Origin of the sequence: Kribbella sp. NPDC051718, assembly GCF_040681515.1 — a bacterium.
GTDB lineage: Bacteria > Actinomycetota > Actinomycetes > Propionibacteriales > Kribbellaceae > Kribbella.
Map to the genome: position 1 here is coordinate 720547 of NZ_JBFAYZ010000004.1, position 10561 is coordinate 731107.

Consider the following 10561-nt stretch of genomic DNA (forward strand, 5'->3'; position numbering starts at 1 on the left):
CGGACTCCATGGGGGCACCTTCGGAGAGGTGGCCACCTACCTGGCCGGCCGTCAGATCGCCGGCGTACGGCTCACGGAGCACCGGGCCGAAATCCACCTCACGGTACTAGCGGGATACGCGGTTCACGACCTCGCCGACGCAGTACGGACCTCAGTCCGACAACTGACCAGCACGCCGGTCGACATCACCGTCGAGGACCTCGTACTCACCAGCACCCCCTTGATCCAAGCGCAGTAGCGGCACCGGGCACGGAGCCCGGGTCACCAGAAGGAGAACCTCGTGAACACCTCGACCATCGGCCTGTTCGCCGGCCTGCTGATCGCCATCGCCGCGGCAGCCGGCGGTTTCGGCGGATTCCTGCTCGCCCTCGTCCTCGGCGCCGCCGGGCTCGCTGTCGGCCGGTACCTGACCGATGGCACCAAAGGTCTCGACGACCTGATGTCGCGCCGCGGCCGTGGCTGACACCTCCACCCTCGAACCTGTGAAAGCGGATCCCGCGCGCTCCCAGGAGGTCAGGGACAGCAACAGCGGTGACAGAGGCCGGCTGGAGATCAGTCCTCGGGCGGTAGAGCGGATCGCCGAGGCGACCGCACTCAAGGCCCGGGGCGTATTTCGGCAGCAAGCAACCTTCGGACGCGGGCTCCCCGCAGCCAAGGCTCAACTGGCGGGGCAACGGGTCCGGCTGGACGTGGAGATCGCCGTCGAGTGGGGATACCCGCTGGCTGACTTGGCTGCCGAGATCCGCGGCCGGATCACCGGCACAGTCGCCGAGCTCACCGGGCTGGCCGTCGACGCAGTTAGCGTCGACATCTCCGCCGTCGAACTTCCCGAGTCCGTCAACCGGGCAGGCAAGAACCCGAGGAGGGTCGTATGAGCAACCCGGCCAAGAAACCGGTCGCAGCACCCGCCGCAGCGACCGTCGGCATCATCGCCGCAGTCGGCGTCACCGCTATCGGTGCCGTCGGGATTCGCGATGCGCTCGTCTCCACCGGAACGATCACTGGTACTTCGTGGCTGGAATGGCTGTTCAGCAAGGCGGAAGTGTTGAAGCCCGTCGACTGGATGATCCCGGCCGGGATCGCCGCAATGCTGATCGGTTTGTGGATCCTCATCGCAGCACTCAAGCCGAGAAAGTCCACTCACCTGGCCGTCGGTGACGCCGGTATCTGGATCAGGAACCGCGACGCCGCCCGGTTGGCCAACAACACCGCGACGACGATCGACTCGGTCATCACGGCAGACACAAAAGCCAAGGGACGGAAGTTGAACGTCATCGCGACAGCAACCGGAGATGTGAGCCGGGTCCGCGACGACCTGACCGCCGCGATCAGTCAACGCCTGCAGACCATCACGCCTCTCCCCCGGGTCCGTACCCGGATCAACGTCGAGGAGAACTGACATGCGCCGCGGACTCATCACCTTCGATCGTCTGGCCGCCCTGATCATCGCCGTGGTGCTGATGGCGGCCGGCGCAGCCGCACTCGGCTGGCGCTACGACCTCATCCCCGGCTCAAGTCAGCGGCTGGAGATCGACGGACTCAGCGACCTATCGCAGACCGCATGGTGGTCGTGGGCAATCGGAGCCGGCGGGGTGCTCCTGGTTCTCTTCGGTCTCACCTGGCTCGCCAGGCATCTGCCTCGCCGTGGGACTGGACAACTCCGCCTCACCGGCAGCGACTCGAGCGGACGTCTCACAACCGACGCCAACGCCGCCGCCCGGACAGCCGGGCAGGTCTTGGCCCAGACGATCGGCGTCCGCGACGGCTCGGGACGAATCGTCCTGGACCGCGGCCAACTCGTCGCAGAACTGACAGCGACCTTAGAGCCCAGCGCCGACCTTGACGTCGTACGAGCCGCCGCGGAACTCACCAGCCAGAAACTCCACCAGGTCATCAGCCGCGACGACCTCCACCACCGCACCGAACTACGCGTCGCACGCACCGACAAGACCACCACACCCAGCCGCGTGACGTGACCTCGCCCACGGCTGACCAGCAGGCCCGACCAGGGCCACCACGAGCACCGACCTCACCAGGCCGGTCGATCAACAGGAGATGACAGCAATGGGTATCGCAGACAAGGCCAAGAACGCAGCAGAAGAGCTGGCCGGCAAGGCCAAAGAGGTCATCGGTGACCTGACCGACAACAAGGACCTCGAAGCCGAAGGCAAGACCGATCAGACCAAGGCCGACGTGAAGAACGCCGGCGAGAACATCAAGGACGCCTTCAAGAAGTAAGCCCAACGGGGCTCCTGGCGGTGCCGTTGTCCGGCCGCCTCACCGTCCGGACAACGGCATCCACCTCTCGAGGAGCACTGTGAGCAGGCAGCGCAATGCTCGGCACCGGCGGTATCTGCGAACTCAACGTCCTCGGCTTCGTCGTCGCGCCATAGTCCTGGTAGGCAAGGCCGAGACGCTGACCTCCCGCACAAGAGCTGACCGGCCCGGCTGTCCCTCGCGGTCATCGACCTGCATGTTGTTGCAACGCCTCAAGCGGTTTCGCGTCGCCCCAAGGGGTACCAGACGCCTGAGACTCAAAGGGGGCGGCGTGCGCGAACAGGAAAATGAAGGTCCAGCCGAGTGGATCGCAGCGTGGCAAGCCCACGGTGAGGTGGTGTTGCCCCACCGCCGACGTACTCTGTGGTGGCGAGCCGGCCTGACCTTCGTTCTGACTGCCAACTCGAGCCTCAGTCTGGTGCACAACCTGCAGGACCGCGACGAACCTCTCATCTACCTGGTGGTGATGGTCCTCGCGATCCCCTGCTGGGCCTGGTTCTTCGGCTACACGACATGGCAACTGGTCACCGGACGGCCGATCCTCAGGATCGATCAGATAGGCATCCACTACGGAACCAGACGGCGCTACCAGATCCCCTGGGAGCGCATCGAAACGATCAGCGATCCGATCGGCACATGGCTGTTCGCCTACGTCAACATCCGCCCGTACAACGAGAAGCCCCAACGGATCCCCATCAACCACGCATACGTCGACGAACTGCACCTCTTCGCACTCTGGCTACGCGCCAGACTCGAAGAACAACGAAACTCCGCCAGCCGATGAAGGAAGACTGGACACGCCCGCTGCCGACCGGCGAGACGATCGAGATCCCTGTCCGGCGCGCCCAGCGGCTCTTCTACCTGATCGGAGCGACGCTGTTCGCCGGCTTCGCCACCTACCTCATCGTCTCCAGCGGCCACGACCCGATGGGCGACCCGATGCGGTTCGCCCTCTACGTCACCGCGGCGGGTGTCGGCGTCTACGGCGCCGGGGCACTACGCATGTACTACGGAATCATCACCGGTCGATCCAGGCTGACCATCGGACCACAAGGCATCACCCTCGGCGAGCACCAGCTCAACTGGGCCGACATCCACGACATCACCCTCCGACCGACCTCTGCCGTACTGCGCTATCTCGGCTTCGGCCCACCATGGGTACGGGTCCAAGCACACCACAGGCCCCGCCGTATCGACATCACCCGCGACCACGTCAAACACGTAGAAGCCTTCACCAGTTGGCTACAGAGCACCCAGAGGCTCGAACTCCAAGTAGCGATCCGTCGACGTGCTCGAATCCGGCGCAGGGGTAACGCAGACGGTGGTGCCTCCCTGGATCAGGGAGGCACCACCGCTTACTGCTGGGTCGGTATCACCGTCATCTGGTGTCCTGGCCTGGTGACACCGACCCGGTGATGCCGGCCGGCGGGATCGTCAGCTCGCCGGCGGCATCAGAACGGTGTCGATCAGGTACACGGTCGCGTTGGCGGTCTTCACGCCACCGCAGATGACCTTGGCGTTGTTGACCATCAAGTTGTTGCCCGAACCGGTGACGGTGACGGAGCCCTTCTCGACGGTGGTCTGCTTGCCGACGACCGCGGCGGGGTCGAGCTGGCCGGCGACTACGTGGTAGGTCAGGATCTTGGTGAGCAGCGCGGAGTTGGTCTTCAGGGTGTTGATCGTCGCGGCCGGGATCTTCGCGAAGGCGGAGTCGACCGGGGCGAAGACGGTGAACTCGCCGCCGTTGAGGGTGGAGACCAGGTCGACCTTCGGGTTCAGCTTGCCCGACACCGACGCGACCAGCGTCTTCAGCAGCGGGTTACCGGACGCGGCAGTGGCAACCGGCGCGGCGGCCATGCCATCGACCGAACCTGCACCGGTCGGGTTCGCCTTCGCGTAGTCGGCACAACCCGGACCGACCAGGCCAGCGGCGTTATCCACTGACGCGGACGCCGACGGGGTGTCCGAGGTCGATGTGGAGGCCGAGCTGGTGGTCGATGGGCTGCTGCTCGACTTGTTGTCATCGCTGCCGCAGGCAACGGTCGCGAAGAGCAACGAAACGGCGGAGGTGGCGAGGGCTACGCGCTTGATGGTGTGGGACATGACGATCCTGCTCCTTGAGTGAAAGTGACTGAGCCAGCGGCACGCAGCTGACATCACTCATTCGTCACCACCACGGGAACGGATAGGTCGAGCGCAGAATTTCCCTTTCGCCGCTCCCAGCAGCCATTAACCCACAGCGGCCTAAACATCGTCGTCGGGTTCAGCTCGCGTTGAGCTCCCCGGCATCAGCGTGGAGCTCTGCGCGTTGCTGCCGAGGATGCTTCTCGGCGCAGCGTCGAGTTCAACATCCGTACTACGGTCTCCGGCTGTACCTCAAGGAGGTTGGCCACTACGCGATAATCCAGCTGACCGCAGTAGGCCAATGCCAGGGCGATCTGCTCGAGGTCTTGTTCGCTGTTCCTGCCAGACGCCTGCGAATCACAGTGCAGGTATAGCCGTTGGGCCAGTTCCTGCCGAACCTCGGTCGGGGCCAATCGGTCCGGCAACGAGGCGGGGTAGGCGGCGCAGATGACCTCTACGACCGCCTCTTCCGCGTGTCGAGCACCGATCAGTGCGACCGCCAAGGACAGCAAGGCAGTGCCATGCTGATCCACGATGGCTGAGGCGACTGAGTTCTGCCGGTCGCCCGGGCCTCTACTGCGTCTGCTGACCATCTGACCCCGACTCTCCTGAAATCGACACTCCTCTGAACGCCGCCGGGGTCTCGGGCAGCAGCTTCGACGATCAACGGAGACCGTTCGCGCAGACAGTACCCATCGGGAAACCACTTGAGCACCGGGCCACGACCAGGTGCATAGGTTCTCGGTGAAGTGGAGATCGGGCCCGACCGCGTGGGAGCGCTGTCATGTCCATGCATCATGCGTCAGCCGAGACATTCGGCCGGCTGGCGTCGGAGCTGCACGATGCCGACGGCGTCGAAGAGACCGTCGAGGCCGTAGTCCAGTTCGCCCTCCAGGCGGTGTGGTGCAAGGCCTCCATAGCGACAAGCCCGGCGCGGCTCAGGACGCGAGCAGCTGGCCTGATCAGGCGGTCATGGGAATGATCACCGCGGCCGGCATCGTGGGCTGCGCCGAGCCGCCCTTCGGTTCCACGGTGACGCCGAAGGCAACCTTGCCGGTCACCCCACCAGCCAGGACCTTGGTCTGACTGGACGACGACGCCTCGGCCAGGCCGATCGAATGAGCTGTCTTCGACTTGTCGATGAGCCAGAGCTGATACGTCTTCTCCGATGGCAGCGCAGGCAGATCGCTCAGCACCACCACGGCCGAGTCTGCCCGGCTGGAAGCGACCATGGTCGCCTGACCGCCGCCCGTCAGAGAGCCGTGGACCGTCTGCGCATCGGGTTGAGCCAGGACAGCCGCGATCTGCTCGGTGGCGCGCTGGGTCGTCGAATTCTTCCGATACTGATCAATGGCGATCCCGCCTGCGCCCGCCACAACCACCAAGGCTGCTGCAAGAGCAAGGAGGGAACGGCGCCCGAATCCTCGACGCGACACTGCCGCGGCAGGAGCCGAATCTTCAATACTCCTGGGGCCCTCAGGCGACAGGGGTAACGGCGGCAGCTGCTCGATCTGGCTGATCGACGCCATCACCGCGTCCTTCATCCCGCGCGGTGGCGCCATGGCACCCCCAGCGCTCAGCTTGACCGCAGCCTCACCGAACTCCGCAACCTCGGCAGAACAAACCGCGCACTGCGGCAAGTGCCGCTCGAAGAGGTCCCGCTCGTCCTCGGCCAAGGCATCTAGCGCATAAGGCCCGGCCAGGGCGTGGATGTCCTCGCTTGTGTTGTCAGTCATTTCCTCATCACTCCCCCGCGACACCGAGGCAGTCGCGCAATCGAACCAGACCGTCGCGCATCCTCGCCTTGACGGTCGGCACCTTTGCCTCCAGCAACGTCGCGACCTCGGTGTAGGTGTATCCCTGGTAGTAGGCCAATGTGATCGACTCGCGCTGAAGCTCAGTCAGTGAGCCTAGACAACGCCGTACCTGTTCGGCTTCGAGGTTGTTAACGACCGCGTCCGTCACCTGGTCGAAGTCGATCTCTGCCGACCGCATCCCGACCGCGTGATCGCGATCGCTGGACGACTGCTCCGACCGAACCCGATCGATGGCCCGCCGGTGCGCCATGGTCAGTGCCCAGGCGCTCACGGATCCGCGGGAGGCGTCGTACCGCGCCGCGGTCCGCCAGATCTCGATCAGCACCTCCTGCGTCACCTCCTCCGACTGTGCGGGGTTCCGCAGCACCCGGCGCACGAGTCCGAAAATCCGGGGCGACAGCAGGTCGTACAGCGTGCTGTAGGCGTCGGTGTCCCCGCGAGCGACCTGTGCCATCAGCTCACTGTCCGGCGACGGCGGCTTGCCGGCGGATGGCCAGGGCAGGCCGATGGGTCGGTTCACGATTCAGCCTTCGTGTTCGTCAGTGACGGTAGGCGATAGCTGATTCCTATCACGAGCGGGCCGATCAGGTGGCTTCTTGGTCGTACGGCGCCGGCTCCGCCAGCGGTTTCTTCGGTACGACGTTCGCGGCGGGCTCGTCGTCCATTCCATCGAGCAGGTGCTTGCGGACGAAGCTGCGCGGATCGAGATCCCGGACATCCAGGTCGGCGAACTCCGGCCCGAGCTCGTCCCGCAGCTCCTTCTGTGCCTTGGCGGCCATGCCTCGTACCTGGTTGAGCAACCGGGCCGCGGTACGGACGAACTCGGGTAACCGATCGGGGCCGAAGACAACGATCGCGACCAGCCCGATCACCAGCAGCTCGGGGAATCCGATGTCGAACACCGTCAAACCTCCAAAGCAGCACGACTGCGGCGTTTGTCGTTGATCCGGCAGATCACCTCGGCGACGAAGAACAGTAAACACATCGGTACCGCGAGCAGGCACATGGTGAACGGGTCACCGGACGGAGTCGCGACCGCGGCGAAGACGAAGATCACCAAGATGATGTACGGCCGGAATCTGCTCAGGGCCGACGCCGGCACGAGGCCCAGCATGTTCAGCAGCACGACGACCAGCGGGATCAGGAACGCGATCCCGAAGACCAGCATCGTGCGAATCACGAAATCGAGATAATGCGGGATCTCGATCAGGTTCTGAATCGACTCCGGCGTGAAGCTGATCAGGATCGCGATCCCCTTCGGCAGCGTCCAGTACGCCACCGCCATGCCGCCGGCGAACAACGGCGTCGCGATCCCCGCGAAGAGCATCGCCCACTTCTTCTCGCTCCGATGCAGCCCAGGCGCGATGAATGCCCACAACTGGTACAGCCAGATCGGTCCGGCCAGAACGACTCCGATCAGCGCGGAGATCTTGATCCGGAGAGTCAGCGCGTCACCGACGCCCGGCAGGGTCAGGATCGGCGTCGTGTCGCCCGCCTTCGGGCCCAGCTGGCGGACGCTCTCCTGGAACGGCGAGGTCAGCAGCTTGAACGCTTCGTCGTACACGAACCAGGCAGCAACGGTGCAGACCACGATCGCGAGCACGCCGATGAGCAGCCGGTTGCGCAGCTCAACGATGTGGCCACGCAGGCTCATCCGACCACCGCCGGTCTCCTCCACGGAGTCGAGCTGGTCGAGAGCCGTCATCCTTAGATCCGGCGCTCTGGCTGGGTTTCGACCGTCTTCTCCACGACCGTGATGCTCTCCGCCGGGTGCGCGCCGTCACCGACCTCGGCATCCGGCTTCTTGCCGTGAGAGATCTCTTCTTCCCAGATCTTCTTCGACTTGCCCAGCTGCTTCACCAGCGCCGGCAGCTTCGCCGACCCGAACAGCAGCACGACGATCGCGAGAATGATGAGCCATTCCGCGCCCTGGGGCATTCCGAGCAGTGTCAGCATGACGTCTCCTGTTTCGTGGTCAATAGGTAGGGACTTCGGAGCCGATCACCCACAAGACGGGTCAACCGGCGATTCCGTACCGCCGGAGCTCACGCTCGACCAGATGCAGGCCTTCCTGGCCAGGCAGGTTGTCGATCTTGGTGTCGATCTTGCGAGCCTGCGCCAAACCGTCCGGGCCACCGAACAGGTAGCTGAGCAGATGCCGGACCTCGGCGTCCGGCATGACGCCAGAGCCGACGATCCCCCATTTGTGCTGCAGAGCGAACCTGGTGATCCGCTGCGCCCGCGGATTGTTCTCGAGCCGCTCACGGGCCTGACTGTTGTAGAACGCTATGTGCCGGGTCTCCTGCTTGGCGATCCGACGCAGGATCTCGGTGAGCATCGGGTTGTCCTCCACCGTGATGAAGCGTGAGTAGCCGGCGTGCGTGCACCACTCGTTGATAGCGCCCCAGGTCATATGGGTGGCGATGAAGTCCGGTCCGAGCAGATTGGCCAGGACCGACTGAACAATCGGCGAAACCCGATCCTGCCACCCGAGCCGCTTTCGCAGCGCCTCCGTGTGATCCGGCCCGGTAGACACGTCGTGGACCTCGAGTACCTGGTCGAGTACCTCGCCGTGCCAGTACTCCTCCATGTTCCAGAAAGTCAGGAACGTGGTGATCTCAGGATCCAGATGAGACGGCGTGACCAGCAGATCACGGAGGTAGCAGACCGTGTGCGTCTCCACATCGCTCATGTATTGCAAGCACCGCAACGCGCCCTCGGACAACCGGTTGGTACGAAACTCCCCCAGGTCGAGGTCGTCCCACCGCAACGGCTGTGCGGTCGACGCATAGGTAGCGACATCGAAGCTCATACCACCTATTCGTGCCTCGATCCGGTGCCGGATCGGTTGTCCGGAGAACCAAATATCCCTGCCGCGTCACCTATCCATGGAGGAGTCGTCTCCGAAGTCCCGTCTGAAGACCCGTCCGATAAGGAGATGGTCCGCAGGATGAAGACTTGGAAGCCGATGTATCGGTGGCTTGCGGCAAGTATCGGGTTCGCGGCCCTGGTCACGGTCGGAGTAGTCGTTTTCAGCCCTGACCATGAACAGGCGAGTTCAGCTGGTACAACCAGTGCTGCGAGCACATCATCGGGAAAGGCCTCGGCGACGGCCGACGAAGGCTCCACTACCGACGAGCCGGAGGCGTTGGTGAATCGGATGCTGGACCAGATCCGCGACGGCAAGCCGGTCGAATCACAATTCGCTCCAGGTGAGGGAAACCCCGCCGCCGGTGTGCCAATCGAGGCCATCAAAGCCAAGCCGGGCGAGCAGTTACTGCTCGGTCGGCTCGTAATCCCGAAGCTGGGTGTGGATCAGCCGCTGAACAACGGGGTCGACGAGGCCGCTCTCGTCCATGGCGTCGGGCACTGGCCCGGTACGCCGTTGCCGGGTGGGCCCGGCAACAGCGTGATCAGCGGCCATCGCAGTACGAACGAGAAGCCGTTCCTCTACCTGGACCGGCTTCGGCCCGGTGATCCGATCAAGGTGACCGTCGGGGCCAGAAGTACGACGTACAAGGTCTTCAAGACCACGATCGTGCCGCAGGCCGAGTACGTGAAATTCGTCCTCCGGCAGCCCACCAATCGCAGCGACGAGGTCATCACCTTGTTCGCCTGCAACCCGATCACCGCTCATTTCCAGCGCATCGTCGTCCAGGCGCGCGCTGCCTGAGTGTCAACTCAAGGAGAGTCATGGGTATCAAAGCAATCTTCGGGGGCCGTCCGGTCCTCGAGTTCGCCGACGAGCACGGCCGTCGCGCCTTCCTGCGCAACGCCGCGCTGATCGGTGTCGGAGTCACGTATGTCGCGACTCGTCCGGGTGATCCGGTCGCGTTCGGCCAGGCCGACCGTGGTTTCGCCAAGAACGATGCGAACGCGAGCGATCTGGACATCCTCAACTACGCGCTGACGCTGGAGTATTTGGAGTCCGCGTTCTACACCGCGGGGCTGAAGGCGAAGCTGCTGAAGGGCCGCGAGCTGGAACTGGTCGACCCGATCCAGCAGCACGAGGCCGATCACGTCGCAGTGGTCCGCTCCACGATCGTGCAGCTCGGCGGCAAGCCGGTCGCGCAGCCGAAGGTGAAGTTCCCGGCCGGTACTTTCGGCAGCCGGGCGTCGTTCCTGAAGACCGCTGGTGTCTTCGAGGAGCTCGGCGTGAAGGCGTACCACGGGCAGGTACCGCTGGTGAAGAACCCGGACCTGCTCGGCGCTGCGGCGTCGATCGCGGGCGTCGAGTCGCGTCACGCGGCGATCATCGCCCAGATCACCGGTGGCAACCCGTTCCCGGCGCCGATCGAGGCCCACCTGGCGATGGGGCCGGTCCTGCAGGCCGCCATGCCGTT

18 protein-coding genes and 1 pseudogene are annotated in these 10561 nt (G+C 64.5%); 11 read left to right on the forward strand and 8 right to left on the reverse strand.

Annotated elements, in window-relative coordinates; genetic code table 11:
* Positions 1-28: 28 nt before the first annotated feature.
* The 8 genes from AB0M15_RS19125 (at position 29) to AB0M15_RS19160 (ending at position 3693) form a co-directional block, all read left to right on the forward strand.
* On the forward strand, positions 29-238 hold the full coding sequence (locus AB0M15_RS19125) for a hypothetical protein (RefSeq protein ID WP_363820165.1): 210 nt from the start codon (positions 29-31) through the stop codon (positions 236-238).
* Positions 239-280: 42 nt separating this feature from the next.
* A complete protein-coding gene (locus AB0M15_RS19130; protein ID WP_363820168.1) occupies positions 281-463 on the forward strand; it encodes a hypothetical protein in 183 nt (60 codons plus the stop codon).
* A 19-nt stretch (positions 464-482) separates the two neighbouring features.
* Positions 483-875 carry an Asp23/Gls24 family envelope stress response protein gene (locus AB0M15_RS19135; RefSeq protein WP_363820171.1) on the forward strand — a complete coding sequence of 131 codons (393 nt, stop codon included), beginning with the start codon at positions 483-485 and terminating at the stop codon, positions 873-875.
* Positions 872-1399 (forward strand): DUF6286 domain-containing protein, encoded by a 528-nt coding sequence (locus tag AB0M15_RS19140; protein WP_363820174.1) that lies wholly within the window; start codon positions 872-874, stop codon positions 1397-1399. Before AB0M15_RS19135 ends, AB0M15_RS19140 begins: the two co-directional genes overlap by 4 nt.
* A 1-nt stretch (position 1400) precedes the next feature.
* Entirely contained in the window at positions 1401-1976 is a 576-nt protein-coding gene (locus AB0M15_RS19145; RefSeq protein WP_363820177.1) for a hypothetical protein, read from the forward strand.
* A gap of 88 nt (positions 1977-2064) precedes the next feature.
* Complete coding sequence (locus AB0M15_RS19150; protein WP_363820180.1) at positions 2065-2238, forward strand: CsbD family protein; 174 nt, start codon at positions 2065-2067, stop codon at positions 2236-2238.
* A gap of 235 nt (positions 2239-2473) precedes the next feature.
* Positions 2474-3061: a hypothetical protein gene (locus AB0M15_RS19155; RefSeq protein WP_363820183.1), complete on the forward strand. Its 588-nt coding sequence runs from the start codon at positions 2474-2476 to the stop codon at positions 3059-3061.
* Entirely contained in the window at positions 3058-3693 is a 636-nt protein-coding gene (locus AB0M15_RS19160) for a hypothetical protein (protein ID WP_363820186.1), read from the forward strand. Before AB0M15_RS19155 ends, AB0M15_RS19160 begins: the two co-directional genes overlap by 4 nt.
* Positions 3694-3711: 18 nt before the next feature.
* Here the strand turns inward: AB0M15_RS19160 and AB0M15_RS19165 are convergent, their stop codons facing one another.
* Together AB0M15_RS19165 and AB0M15_RS19170 are read right to left on the reverse strand one after the other, a co-directional pair.
* Entirely contained in the window at positions 3712-4380 is a 669-nt protein-coding gene (locus tag AB0M15_RS19165) for a fasciclin domain-containing protein (RefSeq protein ID WP_363820189.1), read from the reverse strand.
* Between the two features lie 185 nt (positions 4381-4565).
* Positions 4566-4994, reverse strand: coding sequence for a hypothetical protein (locus tag AB0M15_RS19170; RefSeq protein ID WP_363820192.1), 429 nt, complete (start codon positions 4992-4994; stop codon positions 4566-4568).
* 191 nt (positions 4995-5185) lie between these two features.
* Between AB0M15_RS19170 and AB0M15_RS19175 the strand changes: the two are divergent.
* Positions 5186-5308 (forward strand): annotated as a pseudogene (locus AB0M15_RS19175) (antitermination regulator); the annotation flags it as partial.
* 55 nt (positions 5309-5363) lie between these two features.
* Here the strand turns inward: AB0M15_RS19175 and AB0M15_RS19180 are convergent.
* The 6 genes from AB0M15_RS19180 to AB0M15_RS19205 all read right to left on the reverse strand — a co-directional run bounded on the left by AB0M15_RS19180 (position 5364) and on the right by AB0M15_RS19205 (position 9030).
* A complete protein-coding gene (locus AB0M15_RS19180) occupies positions 5364-6077 on the reverse strand; it encodes an anti-sigma factor (RefSeq protein WP_363820195.1) in 714 nt (237 codons plus the stop codon).
* 67 nt (positions 6078-6144) lie between these two features.
* A complete protein-coding gene (locus tag AB0M15_RS19185) occupies positions 6145-6738 on the reverse strand; it encodes a sigma-70 family RNA polymerase sigma factor (protein WP_363820198.1) in 594 nt (197 codons plus the stop codon).
* 64 nt (positions 6739-6802) lie between these two features.
* The gene (locus AB0M15_RS19190; protein ID WP_363820202.1) at positions 6803-7120 is read right to left on the reverse strand and encodes a sec-independent translocase; all 318 of its coding nucleotides are present in this window, start codon (positions 7118-7120) and stop codon (positions 6803-6805) included.
* Between the two features lie 2 nt (positions 7121-7122).
* On the reverse strand, positions 7123-7923 hold the full coding sequence (tatC, locus tag AB0M15_RS19195) for a twin-arginine translocase subunit TatC (protein ID WP_363820205.1): 801 nt from the start codon (positions 7921-7923) through the stop codon (positions 7123-7125).
* 2 nt (positions 7924-7925) lie between these two features.
* Entirely contained in the window at positions 7926-8174 is a 249-nt protein-coding gene (locus AB0M15_RS19200; protein WP_363820208.1) for a twin-arginine translocase TatA/TatE family subunit, read from the reverse strand.
* A 61-nt stretch (positions 8175-8235) separates the two neighbouring features.
* Positions 8236-9030 carry a ferritin-like domain-containing protein gene (locus AB0M15_RS19205; RefSeq protein ID WP_363820211.1) on the reverse strand — a complete coding sequence of 265 codons (795 nt, stop codon included), beginning with the start codon at positions 9028-9030 and terminating at the stop codon, positions 8236-8238.
* Positions 9031-9378: 348 nt separating this feature from the next.
* On the opposite strand from AB0M15_RS19205, the gene AB0M15_RS19210 reads away from it, so the two are divergent.
* Both AB0M15_RS19210 and AB0M15_RS19215 read left to right on the forward strand, forming a co-directional pair.
* Entirely contained in the window at positions 9379-9891 is a 513-nt protein-coding gene (locus AB0M15_RS19210; protein ID WP_363820214.1) for a class E sortase, read from the forward strand.
* 20 nt (positions 9892-9911) lie between these two features.
* Positions 9912-10561: ferritin-like domain-containing protein (locus tag AB0M15_RS19215; protein ID WP_363820216.1), on the forward strand; the 650-nt coding region annotated here is incomplete at its 3' end.